Source organism: Sphingorhabdus sp. 109 (assembly GCF_902506555.1).
Lineage (GTDB): Bacteria > Pseudomonadota > Alphaproteobacteria > Sphingomonadales > Sphingomonadaceae > Parasphingorhabdus.
On record NZ_LR732707.1, the window covers coordinates 3447582 to 3465249 of the forward strand.

Here is a 17668-nt window from a genome sequence, read left to right on the forward strand (position 1 = left end):
TGTCGGGGGCACAGCGTCGGGCAACCCTCGTCAAACCAAACGGGTCGCTAACGACAATCCTTCACGCGAGCAGATATTGTTCGAAAAATGCGTGCAGAGAGAATTGGGCGGAGCGAGCCGGGATGGCGGCACGCCGGCCTGCCGTGATCACGGGAAAGCCGATCCGAAAGCTTAGCGAAGGGCTGATGCCGCCAGACATTCAAGGGTAGCGCCTTTTGGCCGCCGCCGCCACACTGGTGGCAGAGCGGTCTTGTGGTCCAGGGTCCGGGAGACCATGTCAGCGGCGGGGAGCCGCGCGCAATGCGTTGCCGATGGCGGTATGCATTTTCTTCCGCTGCCAGCGATCATCATAGGGGTGACCCCGCAAGGCCAGACCGTCGGCGCGCCTTTTATAGTCCGGATAGCCGGGACGGTTCATATAGCTGGTGGCATCGGTCAGTGACCATAATATGATCTGCTTCACATTGGCGAAATCCAGCGTCAGGTCGAGATAGCCTCTGGTATATGCTGCGGTCTCTGTATCGCGTCGGGCCTTATCCGGATGGTCAACATTGCGATCGCTGCAATCCAGTTCGGTCAGGATGATATCGAGCCCCATGGCCTTTACCTCCTCCAGAAACAGCCGCCAGCCGCTCTCGTCCCTTGGCCTGCCCAGCGTATTGCCAAGGTGGCTCTGAATGCCGAGCGCATTGATGGGGACATTGCGCGACAACAGCCGTTCGAGCAGCCGCAACGCTGCATTGCGATGCAATGGCGATGCATCCCAACTCATCGTGTCATTATAAACCAGCTGTGCTTTGGGCGCTTTTCTCTTCATCATCTTGAACGCCAGATCGATGAACTGTTCGCCCATCAGCCGGTGCAGGGCGGTGTCGCGGAGATCACCATTTCGCGGGTTGATCGCCTCGTTCACGACGTCCCAGGAAGAGATATCCGGGAAGACCCGGCCAAGATAGGCTGCATGCCGCCACATGCGGCTTGTCAAGGGTCGCCGGTGACCAGGGCGCAATTCACTGGTCATTTCGACGAGCCATTGCGGCATGCGATTGTCATGATTCCAGACGAAACAATGGCCGCGGGTGGCGAGTCCTTGTTGTCGGGCGAATTCCGCAAGGGCTTTCGCCGGCGCCGCCTTTCGACGACTCCGGTCCGGCTCGAGATATTTCCATTTCAGGCTGTTTTCGGTGGTGATGGTATCGCATTCGCGGGCGATCAGGCCGGCGAACCTGTCATTGCCCAGCCATCGCGCCGATATCGCGCTGCCGAAGGATAAGCCGCGGCTTGCCGCGATCGCGGATAGGGTGTCGTCCGGTCCGGCGGACGCGAGAGCGGGAAGGGGGCTGCCGAGGGCAAATCCGGCGCAGACCGTGCCGTGTAGCACCCCTCGGCGGGTGAATTGCGGCTCTATCGGTTGGCTGTCCCGTCGCATGGTGAAGATTAAGCTGATATAGCCGCGGGAAGTCAACGGCTATCGAATTCCGGAAATTGCTTTTCCAGACCCCAATATCAGCTGGGGAGCTTGCCAATAGTCTATGCTACTGGCAATCTCCGGGCCGGTATCGAAAATTTTATTCCGACCGGAAATCATCTTGGAGAGTCCATCATGCTTCATCGCGTCCGCGCGCGCGCGAGTAATTTTCGGCAAGGCTGGTTCGCTCCGCCGTCCTCCGATCTACGGCCGCTGGCTTCTCCTGCCCAGGCAAAAGCGGCTGACATCATTGTTTCCTGCTACGATAACTGGACCGATCATCGCCACGGAGGTTGGGGCAATCTGGTCGATGCTGCACGCCGTGCCACACCCAATGGAAGCTGTGTTTGGGATGGGGTCGCGTTCATCCGCGGGGAAAACCCGGCCCCTGATTGGCACCTGATCCTGAACAATCTCGATTGGGACAGAAGGGATTTGCGATTCTGGGGACGACCGAACCGTACCATTCTCGCGGTTTGCGAGCCTCCAACGCCGACGCATAGGCCTTGGCACCGGGGCCAGGGAGATGGTACCATCGTGCTGACCTGTGATGCCGATATTGTGGCCAGCGCATCCCCTGCTCGCCGCTATCAGATTGAAAATTCTCTGACGCCGATGTGGACGGTTGACCGGTCATATGACTATCTTTCATCCTGCGAAACGCCTGACAAGACCCGCGCATTGTCCTGGATATGTTCGGCTGAATCGATAATGGCCGGACATCGATATCGGTTGGCTTTCCTCGAAAAGATGAAACAGAATGTCGCATTCGACCATTTCGGGAGAGGGTTTCGTCCTGTCACCGACAAATGGGACGGTCTCGCTCCCTATAAATACAGCATTGCGTTCGAAAATTTTCGGGACGACTGGTATTTTACAGAAAAGCTGGGCGACTGTTTCGTGGCGGAGACGATGCCGATCTATTACGGCAGTCCGGCGATCACGAAATTCTTTCCCGCGGAGAGTATGGTTATCCTCGATCCGGAAGACCCGGATGTCTTCCGGATCATTGCGGATGTTGTCAAATCCGATCGCTGGGAAAGAAATCTGGATGCTATTCGAGAAGCAAAACGGCTGGTTCTGGAAGAATATAATGTATTTGCCAGACTGGCTCGCTTCGTCAAGGCCGAGAGCGGCAAGCCGGACCGGAGGCGGCCTATGCAACTGACGAGAATTGATCTTAATTATGGTTCCCAGGACCAGTGAACAGACGGGCGTTGTCTGGTGAGGCGGTAAGGTCCGAGACTGTCCGCCTCGACCGTAAAAGCAGCCTCGCGGCTATCAGTAGTGATTAAGTCGCAACGCGCATCTGCCGGTGAAAAACGGTCCCACTGCCTGGATGTGCCGTCTTATGGCGAAGATTGCGCCTACTTGTTCTCCGGCAGTCAACGACGATTGATTCCCGGCAAATAGTGAGAAGATTACAGAGGCTTAGTCTACCAACCGCTGAAACCAGCGCTGCAAACGCCGTGAAAGCTAAATGTAAACAAGTCTAACAGAATGTAATTTGCCATTGTTGTCGTCGCCGGAATTCTCCAGACCAAAGATGCGCAGAGAGTAATTGCGCTCCAGTAGTAACTGGCCGGGATGCTAGCCCGATTGAACGATAATCTTTGAAGAATGGGGCCTTATCTTATGAACGGCAAAAAAATACTTGTGCTTGGTGGTGACGGATTTTGCGGCTGGCCGACAGCCTTGCATCTGTCTTCCCTGGGTCATCATGTGACCATCCTGGACAATCTGTCGCGTCGCAGGATTGATCTTGAACTCGGTATTCGCAGTCTGACCCCGATCGAACCGATCGATATCCGGGTCGAGGCATGGGAAGAAGTCTCCGGCAACCGGATTGACTATGCCGTTATCGATATTGCCCGGGAATATCAGGAATTTTGTGATTTCCTCGCGGAACTGCGGCCGGATACGATTGTCCATTTTGCCGAGCAACGCGCGGCACCTTATTCGATGCGCGGCCCGAAGGAAAAACGCTATACGGTCGATAATAACCTGTCGGCTACGCATAATGTTCTGGTGGCACTAAATGATCTGGGGCTGGACACCCATCTGGTGCATCTCGGCACCATGGGTGTTTACGGTTATTCCGGTGCCGGTTTCGAATTGCCCGAGGGCTATCTGCCGGTTGAAGTGACCGATGATCAGGGACAGCGGCACAAGCGCGATATCCTGTATCCGACCAATCCGGGCAGCGTCTATCATCTGACCAAATCGCTCGATCAGCTGCTGTTCCAGTTTTATGCCAACAACGACAAGATGCGCATCACCGACCTGCATCAGGGCATTGTCTGGGGTACCCAGACCGATCAGACCCGTCGCCACCCGGCGCTGGTCAACCGATTTGACTATGATGGCGAATATGGCACGGTGCTGAACCGGTTCCTGGTGGAATCCGCAGTCGGCCATCCCCTGACGGTCCATGGTACGGGCGGCCAGACGCGCGCGTTCATCAATATTCAGGATACGGTTCGCTGTGTCGAACTGGCCGTCAACAATCCGCCGGCAGCCGGCAGTCCGGTGAAGATCCTCAACCAGGTTGCGGAAACCCTGCGGGTCAAGGAACTGGCGCAGCTGGTTTCGTCGATCACCGGTGCGGAAATTGCCTATGTGCCCAACCCGCGCAAGGAAGCAGAAGAAAATGAACTGAATGTCAGCAACCGGCATTTGCGGGCGCTGGGCCTCGATCCGATCTTGCTCGCGGCGGGACTGCTCGACGATACAATCGAAATATCATCGCGCTACAAGGACCGGATCAATCTTGACAAAATCCCTGCACGCACGGCCTGGAATGAAGACCGGTCGAATGCGCTGGGGGGACAGGAAAATGCAGATACCGAAAGCGGCGATGACGACCCGCAGGGCCAGCAGCAATGCCAAAAAGCAGCTTAACAACAAACCGAAAAGAAATATGAGATGAGATTAGTAGGTGTAGGGTTGCTGGCTTTCGTGCTGGCCGGTGTGCTCATTTTATTGGGCCAGGGCGGCGCATTCAAATCCGGCTGGACCAAGCTGAGTGGCGGCGAGCAGCAGCAATTCTCCAACTATGAAGGCGCGTCCGGTCTCGGATCTGATACCAGCGGGACCAGCGTTTTCACGACAGGGCAGGATTCCGACGCGCCCCTCATTCTCAGCGGGCTGCCTTCCTACACCGGGCTGGTTTTCCACTTGCCGACCGATGCCCGCCCGGTCAACGGGCGGTATGAACTGCTGTATTCGAGCCGGGTCGCCGAAGGCGTTGAAGGTGTTCTGCGGGTGTCGATCAACGGGGTCAAACGCGCCGACATTCTTCTAAATCAGGTCAAGGGCGAACAGAAAGCCCAAATCGAACTGACCGCCAGTGAGTTGTCCTCGGGTGCTCTTGACGTTGGATTGAGTCTGCAGGGTCGTGGCGAGATTGCGCAATGTTCTCCCAATGACTCCATCGCCGCCGTGGTCGAGATCAAACCCCAGAGCGGGTTGCGGCTCGAGCTTGCCAAGGCAGTCGAGACGACAAGTGATCGACTCGCCTTGTGGGGCGGCCGGGTGCCGGTTTCCTGGAACAAAAGCAACGGAAATGAAGAGGCGCTGGTATCGCTGGTGCATGGCGCCCGGCTGGTGCAAAAGGGATATTTGCTGCATTTCGGTCCGAATGGTCTGGACAGCGCGGCTCTGACGAAGCTCTCCGCGGAAGCGAAACCCTATAGCGATGTGTTCGTCCAGCCTGCCTATCCGATTCCGTTTACCGGCAAGAATGTCAATCGCGGCATGCGGAAGTTCGATCGCCAGACCAGCTGGCGCTATCATTATAGCGTTACGGATCTGCCGAACCAGAGACTGCCGTCTGCGCTGGACCTGCGTCTGGCTGTGGGACCTGCTGGCAGCAACACCCCTTATGACCTCACCGTCGCGCTCAATGACCATATGCTGTTTTCGCGGCGGCTGTCGCCGCAAACCGAACGAGTCAGCCAGTCGATAGCGCTGCCCGCCGATTTTCACAAAGCGGACAACAAGATCGAGATATCGCTGGCCTCGGGAGACGGTAACTATAATCGCTGCGGCACCGACCGGCAGTCGGTTGCCGAGTTGCTGCCGGCAACCGTGCTGAAAGGCGGAGAACAACGCGCGTCGGATAGCCTTTCGCTTTTGCGCGCAAAACTGGCGGCTGTCGATACGGTTGCGCTGCTTGGCGAAATGGAGACCGCGGTCGACGCTCAGGCTGCCGCTCAATTGCTGGGGCAACTGGATCCGCGTGGCCTGTCCTTCGTCACTGGCCCTACGGCTGCAAAAATACGCATTGTCAGCGGTGACATTGTTGCCGCAATCGCAAAAGAAGGCGTTCAGCCCGGTGACTGGATTGTCTACAAGTCGCAGGATCGCAACGGCGGCGTAATCGCCCGACCGGTCGGGGAGATCGTGACGCTGTCCAGCTCGGCTGTGGCACTGCTTGTCTCCATAGCCGACGACGAAGCACTGCCCGATACGGCAGGAATTGATGGTTGACCATACCGCTCACCAGTGATTCCAGGCGAGAGGCCCAATTCGGATCGGTCGACAGTCGCCCGCGCGGACTGGCTGCCTCGGTATCGCCGTTGCGCGTGCCGGCCATGCTGCTCACCTTTTGCCTACTGGCCTTACTCCAGCTCTGGGCCTTTGGTACGGGCCGGTTCGACTGGCTTTTCCCTCAGCGGGATTATATTTTTGCGCCTTATACCGGGCAGCATTCCATAGCGATCCGTACCTATATCGTTTCCTTCTACATCGCCTTTGCCTGCTTCGGCAGTGGTTCAGCCGTTGCGCGGCTGCTTTTCGCCTTCGATCTTGTCCTGCGCTTTCTGTTGATCTGTTGTCTGCTCGATCTGCTGAATACGATTTTCCTGTCGCTCTTCGGCGACCCCTATGCCCTGGCCGTCGTGCAGATCATTGCCGGGCTGATCGGTTTCGGCCTGTTTTCGCTGATGTTGCTGGAGCGCGGGTCGATGCCGGAGAAAGCGGACATGGAAATCGGCGAACATGAAAACCTGCGCCCGGTTCTGCGACTGGCTGCGACGGCTGTCATTGCAGCGGCCCTTTCCGGTTTTGTCGGCTATTCCGATTTTGCCGTGGTAAAGGGATTGCGGGATATCACCCTGCTCGGCGGCATTGGTCCGGGCGTCCTCCTGTTTCTGCCGCTGCTTTTTTTCCAGCTTTATCTGATAAGCATGATCGAACGGCGGCTGGATGCCGAGGATGATTTCCGCTCGCCCGTCAGCATCATCGTGCCGGCGTTTAACGAGCGCTATATCATTGCCGAAACCATCCGGCACATCGACGCGGCTGCCCGGCACTATGGCGAAACTGTCGAACTGATCATTCTCGATAACGGCTCCACCGACGAGACGGAAGCAGTAGCCCGCCAGGCGATCGCAGAAGCAACCGCCTTGCAGGGACGGATCATACATGTCGCGAAAAGCGGCAAGGCCCATGCCCTCAACCGCGGGATAGCGGAAGCGAGTCATCCGATCACCATCCGTATCGATGCCGACACACTGATTGCACCGGACAATATCACCCTCGCGGTGCAGAATTTTTCCGATGCGGAAATAGGCGTGGTCGGCGGTATTCCCATGCCGCCCGGTGGCGCGATGTTCGACCGCGCCCGGCTGGTCGAGGTTCTGGTGAAACATGGCTATTATTCACCGGCGCTGAGCGCGCTTTGGGGGCTCGTCGGAGTGCCCGGCATGTTCGCTGTTTACCGGACCGAACCGCTGAAAAGCGTAGGCGAATTTGCTTCGGGGATGAACGGCGAAGATACCGATATGTCATTGCGGATCGGCGAAATGGGATATCGGGCGATTGTCGACCATCGGGTGCGCTATGTTTCGGAAGTTCCGACCAGTTTTGCGCATCTGCGCGAGCAGCGGCTGCGCTGGTTCCGGTCGGTCTATCATGTCTCCTCGCGCTGCCAGGATATCATCACATCGTCATCCATGACCATCCGGGGCAAGCTGGTATTGCCCTATATGCTGCTGAATTCGGCCCGCCGTGCGATGATGGTGCCGATCCTGCTATTTGGCATATTCCAGTTCTTCACCGATACCGACCCGACCAGTCCGTTGGTCTGGCAAGCTATTGCCGCCGTGCTGATCGGCGCTCCGATGCTGGTGGCGGTGGCCGCCATCCTGATCAACGGCAAGCCCGCAGCGCTTCTGGCGCTACCCGAATATATCCTGTTCCGGGCCATGCGCGCCTGGTTCACCCTAGAATCCGTCTTGACCATTCCGATCAACCGGAAGGCCAAATCGTTTCGCCAACCTTCTCTCTCGACGCAAAGTGACACAAGCTCATGAAAACAGCATTTCCGATAATGACACTCGCTATCGCGGCAAATTTCAGCGGTGCAGCCATGGCTAACGACGGCGATTTTTTTGCCACGGTAGAAGTCGCAGCGGGGCGGGATGTCGTACCGGCCGATATTATCGAGAACGGCATTGACCAGGATCGCATCGCCAGCGTCCTGGAAAGCGAAGTCCGGCTTGGCTACGACATGGGGCCGTTGCTTCTGGACTTCGGCGCAGAAGTCGCCCTCTATCCGGAAGACAGCCGGTTCAACCGCTATGCATTCGGACCTGGGCTGCGGGCCGACTTCCCGCTCGGAGAGAATGCGGCAACGAAACTGCGGCTGGGTGCCGAATATCAATATGTTCTGGGGGATGACGGCCGCGTGTTCGATCGTCCGCGGGCAGAAGCGCAGCTCATCCATCGGCACTCCCGGGAGCATACGACCACGGCGCGCCTGCGCTACGGTTTCCGCAACCAGTCCGAGGATCGCTTCACCGGTTTTGACCAATCCGAGTGGCTGGCCGAATTGCGCCACAACTGGCGCCCCAAGGGCGGCCCGACCTCCTTCAATCTCTCATTGCTTGGACTGAAGCATGACGCAGACGACAATCGCTTTAGCTATAAGGGATATGGCTTTCGCTTGGTCGGCCGCACGCCGCTGGCCGAAAGCCTGACTGGCTTCGGTCGTATGTCCGTGGTGCAGCGCGACTATGAGGATGATTTCTCGCAGCTCTATCCGGCCAAGCGCTCCGACACCCATATCCGCGCCGTTGCGGGGCTGGACTATCAAGCCTGGGACCAGGTTTCGCTTTTTGCCGAAGCCGGCTTTGTCAGCAATGCATCAAATATCCCGGTGCGCGATTATGACGGATTTGTCGGCCGTATCGGACTGCGCTATGCCTTCGAGTTCACGGACAGATAGTCCGGACACATTGGCCGGGACGGCACCCCATTCGACAAGAAACTGAAGCCGGACCGGATACTGGTTCCCGGGAAAACCGTAATGAAGCGGTTGCGGATATTATGCCCGGTGACACGCCTTTTCCGCCGGTCAGGCCGGCTGTTCCCATTGCCGGGGGTCCGGATAGCGTCCCAGCCCCAGCAGTGCTGCTGCTGCAATGAATAGGGCACCGACCACCGCGAGCATGACGCCGGATGGGCCAAGACCTGTTTCCAGGAAATAGGCGATCGTGATTGATCCCGTGCCGGTCGAGAGAGCAAAGCCGGCCCAGAGCCAGGCGTAGATGCGACCATAAGCACGCATGCCGAAATAACGGGCGCAGAGGAAAGCGATCAGGTCAAACTCGGCTCCGGCGGCTACGCCGAGCGCGATGACGGCGAAGGCCGGTGCTATGCCTTGGGAAAGTAACCCGCAGGCACCGGCTGCGATCAGAACCAGCATGGCAGCCACACCGGGGGCCCAGAAGCGGTCGATCAGATAGCCGCTGATCAGACGGCTGATGATAATCGCGATGCCGATCAGGCTCACATAATAAGCGGCCTGTCCGATCCCCATTGTCTGCATGATCGGCACAAGATTGGGAATGGTTCCGCTCACGGCGAAGGTGATCGTGCAAAATGCGAGGAGAATCAGCCAGAAATAGCGCGTCAGAAGCGCCTGTTTGAAGCTCAGCCCGGTCAACGGGACTGCTGTCGTCGCGGCTCCGCGTGCTTCCCTCTGGCCAGAGATCCGGAAAAGAAACCATGTGGAGGGAATTCCGATCAGGGTGACGGCGCCAGCCAGAGCATAAAAACCCGCGCGCCATCCATATGCCTCGATAATCGCTTCGATCAGCGGCGGTCCCGCAAAGGCAGTGATACCACTGCCCGACAGGGCAATGCCGAGGGCAAGGCCACGACCGCTTTCGAACCGTTCGACTATGCCGCGGGACCAGCTCATCGGGGACGTTCCGATGCCCAGAAGCGCCAGTATGAACCAGTTCAACTGCCACAGCCAGAGCGAGCCATCCTGCAACGCTAGCAGGAAGAAAGCCAGAGCAAGGCCCGCCTGGCTGAGCAGGGCGATCTTCCGTACGCTGTAGCGGTCGATCATCCAGCCCGCCAGCCAGGCCACCAGCACGGTTCCGGCCATCTGGAAAGTCAGGCCGGAGACAACCATCGTTCTGGACCAGCCGAAATCATTGGCCACTGGCTGCACGAAAACGCCCAGAGTGTAGAAGGGAAGGGCGCTGATCCCCAATATCATGCCGATGACGCCGGCCAGCAGAATCTTCCACCCGCCGCTGCTGGCTTCTCCCAGAAATCCCCCAGTACGGTCCAATTTGGTCACCTCTCTTGCGGGGAATGGATCATTGGTGACAGGCTCGGCTCAAACGGTCTCTGTTCGAAATAACAGGAAAGGATGGAAGAAAAATCCATTGAGCAGGGTTGCCCGATCCCGTGCCGGTGGGACAGCGATAACGGGATATTGTCCGCAGGGTGGCTAGCTGCAGCCGGTCTATTTCGATACGAAACAGCCTACCGATGTGAATTGTCCGAAGCTGCGCCCACCCGTGACATTTACCCGGCCTGATACAACCCATGCATGGGCCTTGATCGCACCCCTGTCTTCCTCCTGCTTGCTACGCGTCACGCCGAAAAAGAGGGCATAGGGGATATCATACAGGCCCAGAATCAGCCGGGCGGTGATCGCCTGGGGAAAGCAGTTGGCCTTCCATGGCGCAAATTTGGCCGCGACAATGATGGCGCTGCTGATCGCTCGTGCGCGTTTTGCCTGTTCTGCCGTGGTCAAGGGGGTGCGCGGGGCGAGGCCATCGTGCAGCCCGAGCCAGTGCGCGAAACGCTTGAACGTCACCGTGAGAATGACCAGCCGGCTCAGCCCCAGCAGCACCCATGCAGGGCCGAGCCAGAGGTAGAATAGCAGCGGCATCTGCGTAGCCGTATCAAATTTTCGTTTCAGGGTTTTGATCATGTCCGTTGCAACCGGAGAGAAACCCTCCCTTCCGCTACGCTGCCAGTTGCACCAGATTGCGTGCGCGCAAATCGGTCAGTAATTCCATGACGTCGCTCCGGCAGGTAGCAAGGTCGATGTCGAAATTTTCGGTAACCCGATCGCACAGGGCGGTCACGCTGACAGGTTTTTCCATGGCTTCCCACAGATCGGAGCCCACCGCATTCAATCCATAATAGGCGCTGTCTTCGATACTCATCATTACCATTTCGCCATCCATGTCGGCGGACACCATTTCAGGATTGCGCTGGACGACACTATCGAAGTTTAATTCGCTCATAAAAGCCTCATATGGTTGGATTTGCTATCGCAATATCAAAGCCAAGTCTGGCTGGCAATCAATACGAGCGGCGAGCGAGAAGGAGCGGTAGCGGGACGTGAAAAGCGCTGGCATGCAAGCAGATATCGCCCTAGTTGTCTCGCGGGAATAATCAATACAGGTGTGCCCCGATCTATGTTTGCCGGTCTGCTTTGCTATGACAATTCTCCGCCGGTCGAAGCATGGGTTGCGCCGGAGGTCTGGATTTCCGCCCTTTATCCCCGCTGTAAACCGGATGTGAGCGGTTTCCGGCGCGACGAACACAGCCTGCTGGTTGAGGCGGATATATATAACACGCCTTCGTCGCATCATATCGATGCAGTACCCTTGGTGGCAGACCGGTTCCGCGTCGCCTTCTGGGGGCGGCTGGACAATCGTGACGAACTGGCGGCACAGCTGGCGCTGGACCGGCCGCTTGATGAAACGCCCGACGCCCGGCTGGTTCTTGCCGGCTGGCTTGCATGGGGAGAGAGCCTGCCGGAAAAGCTGGCCGGTGACTTCGCGCTGGCGATCATAGATAGCGAAAAGCGCACGGCATTTCTGGCTCGCGATCCGATCGGCATAAAACCCTTCTACTACTGGCCGTATGCACAGGGTCTGGTCTTCGCTTCTACGCCGGCGGCGTTGCTCAAGCTGAAAAATGCCCGGCCCACGCCCGATCCCGGCTGGATTGCGCGCTATGTTATCGGCCAGTCAAAAAGCCAGGATCGCACGGCTTTTCACGAAATCATGAAATTGCCGGGCGGCCATTCGCTCAGCATCGGCAATGGCCAGCCGGAATTGCGGCGCTACCATCATTGGCGGGATGATGCGCCGGATGTGTTCACCCGCGACCCGGCGCGTGTCGAGGCCTATCGCGAAATTCTCGAGGAGACGATGCGCTCCCAGATGGTCAGCGATTATCCGCTCGGGACGGAGAATAGTGGCGGAATCGATTCCGCGACAATCACCGCATATCTTGGGAAATTTCTTGGCGTGCCGGGGGACCGTCTGCACAGTTTCGGCTTCGCGCTTTCAGAAGAGGAACCCGCCCATATCCTGGAAACCAGCCAGGCTGTGTCAATCGTCCACAACCATATCAACACATCCAATTACGGGCAGATCAACTATGCGGACGAGCATATCCGGGAGGATCTGGAAATTCTCGGCTATCCGGAAGAGCATGGCAATGCGACGACCCACCGGCCTTTCTATGATCAATGTCAAATTTACGGCATCAGGACATTATTCTCCGGCTATGGTGGCGATGAAGTGGTCACCAACTATGCCAACCATATCCAGAGGGAACTGGTCGACAAGGGCGCCTACAAGGCCGCGATAGAGGTGATGAAGGGCAATTTGCCGATGCGGATATATCGGCTGCTCAGGCGGATCTATGCCGAGCGGAAAAACGACGGATACAATCCGACCTTCCTTGCCGCCTGGAAGGAAAGATGGCCCGAGCAGCCTTTGCGCGACGAGATTGTCGCCCGCTATGACCTACATCGGCAATATATGGAAACCGCCCGCTATGATGCTGTCCATCGCAAACATAATGACTGGATCATCGGCGGATTGTTGAAGATGGCCTATGTTCCGACGCGGCTCGAGAATTGCACATTGATGGCAGCATCCTATGGCATCGACTATCGCTGGCCGCTCTGGGACAAACGGCTGGTGCAGCAATATCTGTCCACGCCGATTGTCGAACGGGAGTGGCCGGGCGGGATGGGGCGCTATTTGCATCGCCGGGCCATCACCGGAACGGTGCCGGATCGGGTGGCGTGGAAACGNCTACAATCAAGTGTTCTCTGTCCTACAGTCCCGATTCTGTCCAGCGCGCTAGAACCTTCTTCACGTAGTCGCGGGTTTCCCGATATCGAGGAATACCTTTGGCTCGCTGCACCGCATTCGGTCCGGCATTATATGCCGCTAGCGCCAAGTGAATTCCGCCAAATTTGTCCAACATTTGCCTTAAATAGCGGGCACCGCCGTTAATGTTGGCCACAGGGTCATAGCGATTGCGTACCCCAAGGTCCGAAGCTGTTCCTGGCATAAGTTGGGCCAGACCAACAGCACCCGCTGGGCTTACAGCCATTGGATTATACCGTGATTCCTGCCAAATTAGAGCGTCGAGCAACCCAAAGGGGAGGGCGTGTTTCCTTTCCGCTGCCCGGATGGAGGATATATAGATAGTCCGCCTGGACGAAGCAGTTCGGCTGAGCCTTGAAAGCTTTCTCTTTTGTAGATTGGTTCTGGCATCATCATGAACTGCAGATGTTCTGGGGATGGTTTGCAATGGATTTGCTGGCTGCCAAATTCCATGCTGGAATAGCTGAAACGTTGAATTTTCATCGGCCTGCTGATCCCCAAGTTCCGTTGTAGGACCGCCATTGCTTTCCTGTAAACTCACATCTTGTGCCCATGCCACGCTCGAGCACAGCGTAATCGTAAGCAGCCCTATTGATAGCATCTTTGCCAAAATTCATCTCCATCTTGTATCGAATCGGATGAGAACATAAATAGAACATATAGCTGTAGGAAAGTGTTTTCTTACGTGTTGAAGAGGGGAGGCTGCCGGGAAGGGGAGAACTGGCGCAGATGCAAGGAACTCCTCAATGTCCCGTAACGTCCTAACTAATCCCACATCATCCATCGAGAATACAGAGGTGGCTCGGTTTGTTTGCACAGCGATTGGCAAAAGATAAGCGGATCGTCTGCCGTTTGTTTCCTCAATATTCCGATATGGGGTGTCATGCAGGGAGGGCGTAGCCCGACCGGAATGACACCCCATATCGGTTGCCAAATTCATGCTGCCATTTTCACAGGTAGGTTGTCAAAATATGTTTGATCGGGCGTCTTGGCGGCAAGGCTCGAATGCGGTCTTCTCCCATTGTAAAAGCCCAGATACCTGCCGATCGACGACCGGGCTTCGCTGACCCCGCCATAGGCGTGCAAGGGTTTTGTCTATCTCGTTGCCATCGTCGACTGGTTCAGTCGCAAGGTTCTCTCATGGCGACTATCGATCACGATGGAGGCTGATTTTTGCGTCGAGGCCCTGGAAGAAGCACTGGCCCGCTATGGCAACCCTGAGATATTCAACACCGACCAGGGCAGTCAGTTCACCAGCATGGCTTTCACCAGCGTGCTGCTGCGCGAAAAAATCGCCATCAGCATGGACGGCAGGGGTGCATGGCGCGGCAACGTCATTGTAGAACGGCTCTGGCGTTCAGTGAAGTATGAGGAGGTTTACCTGGCCATCGGGATGTAGGTGATGTCTGTAGCCCACACCTGACCCGGCCGCACGATCGGCAGTCCTCGCAGCAAATAGGGGTAGATCTTATGCCCTGGAGCCGGCTTCGAAGTGTTCGGGCGGCGGTAGATGGCTTCGATCGCCATCTTCTTCATCAAGCTGGCGACATGCAGGCGGCCGATCTTGATGCCCTCCTGGCGCAGAAGATCGCGCAGCATTCGGCTGCCTGCATACGGGAACTCCAGGTGCAGCTCATCGATCCGCCGCATGATCGCCAGATCGGCAGGCGATACCGGCCGAGGCAGGTAATACACGCTGCCACGGCTGATCCTCAATTCCCGGGCCTGCCGCACGAGCGGCAATGCGTGCTTGCGATCGATCATCGTTTTGCGCCCGGCAACAGTCCGGCTTTCCCGAGCGCTCCGGCCAAAAAATCATTCACCAGCGTCAACTCGCCAATCTTGGCGTGCATCGTCTTTACGTCGATCGCCGGCTCTGCCGCTGCGCTACCGCCGTCCGATCCGAAAACACCCGCAGCCCCTTCCAGCAACTGAGTGCGCCAGGCCGTGATCTGGTTTGCGTGAACGTCAAACTGCTGCACTAACTCAGCCAGCGTCTTCTCACCCTTCACCGCAGCCAATGCCACCTTTGCTTTAAATGCCGGACTGTGGTTCCGGCGTGGTCGTCTGCTCATATACGCTCCTGTCATGCGGCCGCCTTGGCCGCCGTTAGACAGAAAATCCACTTATCCCGCTGTGCAGTTTTCCCGAGCCACCTCTCCCCTCTTCAACACCCGTCAGGTGACAAGTGCGTAAAGAGAAACCTCCAGTTTTGTCTGGAAAACGAATCCCATATTCGTTTTCAATCCGGATCGGTTGCGGCAAACATTGCGATGCCGTTTCGGCAAAGGAGAAATGTAATATTTACTTAGCAGCCCGACCCGGAAATCAATGCTATCGCATCAAAAGCTATTCAACCTCAACTCGATGCCAAATGTCCTTCCGCGAGAAAGCGGCGCAAGTGTGCCGCCGAGCGGTACCGGCCCCAAGATGTCCGGAAGCAGCGTATCGCCGCCATGCTGCACATCGTTGGTCAGGTTCTTACCATAGAGTGTGAAAGTCATATCCCCATCCATGAGCGCGAACGAAACGCTGGCATCAATCCGGTCAGATGGGTTTAAAAAACCGAGATTATTGTCGGTAAGCGCCGCACCATCACGATGTGAATAGGCGACCCGGCCAGTTAGGGTACCAAAGTCCATTTCTTGTTCGGCGATCAGCCCGATATTACCGGTCCAGTTAGCGAGGCGCGGAATCTGCAGAGAAGCATCATCTGTATCAATTACTCCGTCGCCATTGAGGTCAAACACCACGTTTTTATAGTCACCGTCGACATATCCGAGAGAACCTTCAAGCAATAAGCCAGGAAGAATTTCAATCTGGCCGTCGATCTCAACGCCCCAGATGGTAGCATCGGCAGTGTTCCGAATAACCTGAACGATACCCGCAATCGGATCAGTCAAGAGAATTTCACGCTGCAGGCTTTCCATTTGGTTATAGAAGACCGCAAAGTTCAGACGCGAGCGCGGCATGGGCTCAGACTTAAAGCCCAACTCAAAGGAATCGATCTGTTCATCCTGAAACGGACCAGGTCCAAAATTAACCTTATCAGCGGCTGTATTACGCAAGTTGAAACCACCGGCCCGATAGGCCCGCGCCCAATGCGCGTACATTCGTGCATCCGGACTGAATTCATAGCCAATACCGATCTTGGGTGACCAGTTCGACGTTTGGAATATATCCACGAAATCGAATGCGCAAGTTCCCGCGATGACATTACAAGGGGTATTCACATTATTAACGAGTGATGCGACTTGGGCATCTTTTGTTTCGTCAGCATAGCGGATACCGGCGTTGATCGAAAAACTATCGGTCAGGTCTATGTCAACCGCGGCGAAGACGCCGAATGTCTCCTGATCTACTATACCACCGCCATGCTGTGTCAGTGCCGGTACGCCTGTTGGCGTCAGCGCACCAAGCAGATCGCGTCCTTCTGTATATACCAGTTTCTGTGAGAAATAATAGATACCTGTCGTCAAATCGACCATGTCGCCAAAGCGTCCATTAAATCGCAGTTCGTTCGATATCTGGTTCTGCTTTGTTGCAAAGTCCCCATGAAACAGTGACAGTGGAGTGCCGTCAATGTCGCTGCGAGCCGTCTGTTCATATTCGCGCCAACCGAAAACATTGACAATAGAACCGCCATCACCAATATTGACATCAACGTTGATCGTAGCAATCACTTGGTTCCAACTTGTATCGAAAAAGCCGAGCTCATCAATGGAGAAATCAAAGCTCTCACGGCTGAACCTTCCGGAAGTGCCCGGAGGATTTAAAGGTGCCGCCTCTACCCCACGTCCGTTTATATGGTTTTGGTTGGCAGGTCCCTGACCATCGGCTTCACCGTGCTCAAATTTCAAGGTGAAATTACCAATATCGTTAGGTGTTACTTTGATTGCGGCGCGTACGATAACTGTTTCAGACTCACCAAAAGTCTCTGTTTCGCCGGAGGCCAACGTATTTTTGAACCAACCATCATCCTTATTGTAATAGAGTGCCAATTTGGCGGACAGCTTGTCTTCAACAATCGGGCCGGTGACCGTGCCCATGGCATAATAATTTCCGCCTGTCCCGCGGAGACCAGATTCGGCGATTAGTTTTGCTGTTGTCTGAAATTCATTCTTAGGGTCAGCGGTATTTAGCAATACTGCGCCACCAGTCACGTTCCTCCCAAACAAAATGCCCTGTGGACCGCGCAGTACTTCCACGCTTTCCAGATCAAATGTGTCAAATACAACGCCTCCATTTATCCCCAGATAGACGCCGTCGACAAATACACCGACAGCTGGATCGATCGAAGGAATCGATGAATTCACTCCGAGGCCGCGTATAGCAAAATTCGCAACGCCTTTCGTAGTGCCGACCTCATCAAGTGCAACATTCGGCATTTTGAAACTAAGACTAGAAATGTCGCGTACTTGCAGAGCATCCAATGTTTCTGAGCCATAGGCTGTAATTGCCAACGCGGCATCCTGCACATTCTCACCGCCAGCCTTTTTAGTGCCGGTGACAACAATCACATCGTCCAGAAAAGTAAAACCGCCGGATGACTGATCTTGATCAGAGGTTAACTGATCTGTTTCCTGAGCTTGTGCCATTCCTGCCGTCGACAGAGCCAGCGCAGCTATTACAATAACGGACGCACTGCGCAAATAAACAAATCGCATGATTTTTCCCCCTAATACACTTTTATAATCTTCTAAGATGCAGAACTTAAACAAACTGATCAGCGGTGCAACTGATGCCACTA

12 protein-coding genes and 3 pseudogenes are annotated in these 17668 nt (G+C 56.1%); 7 read left to right on the forward strand and 8 right to left on the reverse strand.

Features of this window, described 5'->3' with window-relative positions:
* Nucleotides 1–277 precede the first annotated feature (277 nt).
* On the reverse strand, nt 278–1465 hold the full coding sequence (locus BOSE62_RS16445) for an endo-1,4-beta-xylanase (RefSeq protein WP_159647796.1): 1188 nt from the start codon (nt 1463–1465) through the stop codon (nt 278–280).
* A gap of 138 nt (nt 1466–1603) precedes the next feature.
* Between BOSE62_RS16445 and BOSE62_RS16450 the strand changes: the two genes are divergently transcribed.
* The 5 genes from BOSE62_RS16450 to BOSE62_RS16470 all read left to right on the forward strand — a co-directional run bounded on the left by BOSE62_RS16450 (nt 1604) and on the right by BOSE62_RS16470 (nt 8699).
* A complete protein-coding gene (locus tag BOSE62_RS16450) occupies nt 1604–2674 on the forward strand; it encodes a glycosyltransferase family 10 domain-containing protein (RefSeq protein ID WP_159647797.1) in 1071 nt (356 codons plus the stop codon).
* Between the two features lie 429 nt (nt 2675–3103).
* Nucleotides 3104–4369, forward strand: coding sequence for an NAD-dependent epimerase/dehydratase family protein (locus BOSE62_RS16455; RefSeq protein WP_159647798.1), 1266 nt, complete (start codon nt 3104–3106; stop codon nt 4367–4369).
* Nucleotides 4370–4393: 24 nt separating this feature from the next.
* Entirely contained in the window at nt 4394–5959 is a 1566-nt protein-coding gene (locus BOSE62_RS16460; protein WP_159647799.1) for a cellulose biosynthesis cyclic di-GMP-binding regulatory protein BcsB, read from the forward strand.
* Nucleotides 5956–7785 (forward strand): glycosyltransferase, encoded by a 1830-nt coding sequence (locus BOSE62_RS16465; protein ID WP_159647800.1) that lies wholly within the window; start codon nt 5956–5958, stop codon nt 7783–7785. The genes BOSE62_RS16460 and BOSE62_RS16465 overlap by 4 nt, the downstream gene beginning before the upstream one ends.
* A complete protein-coding gene (locus BOSE62_RS16470) occupies nt 7782–8699 on the forward strand; it encodes a DUF2860 family protein (RefSeq protein ID WP_159647801.1) in 918 nt (305 codons plus the stop codon). Before BOSE62_RS16465 ends, BOSE62_RS16470 begins: the two co-directional genes overlap by 4 nt.
* A 129-nt stretch (nt 8700–8828) precedes the next feature.
* On the opposite strand, the gene BOSE62_RS16475 is transcribed toward BOSE62_RS16470, so the two are convergent.
* The 3 genes from BOSE62_RS16475 to BOSE62_RS16485 all read right to left on the reverse strand — a co-directional run bounded on the left by BOSE62_RS16475 (nt 8829) and on the right by BOSE62_RS16485 (nt 11028).
* Nucleotides 8829–10067 (reverse strand): MFS transporter, encoded by a 1239-nt coding sequence (locus tag BOSE62_RS16475; protein WP_159647802.1) that lies wholly within the window; start codon nt 10065–10067, stop codon nt 8829–8831.
* Between the two features lie 168 nt (nt 10068–10235).
* Nucleotides 10236–10709: a lasso peptide biosynthesis B2 protein gene (locus BOSE62_RS16480; RefSeq protein ID WP_159647803.1), complete on the reverse strand. Its 474-nt coding sequence runs from the start codon at nt 10707–10709 to the stop codon at nt 10236–10238.
* Between the two features lie 34 nt (nt 10710–10743).
* Nucleotides 10744–11028: a lasso peptide biosynthesis PqqD family chaperone gene (locus BOSE62_RS16485; protein ID WP_159647804.1), complete on the reverse strand. Its 285-nt coding sequence runs from the start codon at nt 11026–11028 to the stop codon at nt 10744–10746.
* Between the two features lie 174 nt (nt 11029–11202).
* Between BOSE62_RS16485 and BOSE62_RS17615 the strand changes: the two genes are divergently transcribed.
* A partial coding sequence (locus BOSE62_RS17615; protein ID WP_443028814.1) for an asparagine synthetase B family protein occupies nt 11203–12839 on the forward strand: 1637 nt, incomplete at its 3' end.
* A gap of 23 nt (nt 12840–12862) precedes the next feature.
* On the opposite strand, the gene BOSE62_RS17440 is transcribed toward BOSE62_RS17615, so the two are convergent.
* Together BOSE62_RS17440 and BOSE62_RS16495 are read right to left on the reverse strand one after the other, a co-directional pair.
* A complete protein-coding gene (locus BOSE62_RS17440) occupies nt 12863–13528 on the reverse strand; it encodes a lytic transglycosylase domain-containing protein (protein WP_236554105.1) in 666 nt (221 codons plus the stop codon).
* A gap of 326 nt (nt 13529–13854) precedes the next feature.
* Nucleotides 13855–14004: pseudogene (locus tag BOSE62_RS16495) on the reverse strand (integrase core domain-containing protein); the annotation flags it as partial.
* Between BOSE62_RS16495 and BOSE62_RS16500 the strand changes: the two are divergent.
* Nucleotides 14003–14302 (forward strand): annotated as a pseudogene (locus BOSE62_RS16500) (transposase); the annotation flags it as partial. The pseudogenes BOSE62_RS16495 and BOSE62_RS16500 sit on opposite strands and share 2 nt — an antisense overlap.
* Here the strand turns inward: BOSE62_RS16500 and BOSE62_RS16505 are convergent.
* Together BOSE62_RS16505 and BOSE62_RS16510 are read right to left on the reverse strand one after the other, a co-directional pair.
* Nucleotides 14299–14993: pseudogene (locus BOSE62_RS16505) on the reverse strand (IS3 family transposase); the annotation flags it as partial. The pseudogenes BOSE62_RS16500 and BOSE62_RS16505 overlap by 4 nt on opposite strands.
* Before the next feature lie 267 nt (nt 14994–15260).
* Nucleotides 15261–17666: a TonB-dependent receptor gene (locus BOSE62_RS16510; RefSeq protein WP_236554107.1), complete on the reverse strand. Its 2406-nt coding sequence runs from the start codon at nt 17664–17666 to the stop codon at nt 15261–15263.
* Nucleotides 17667–17668 lie beyond the last annotated feature (2 nt).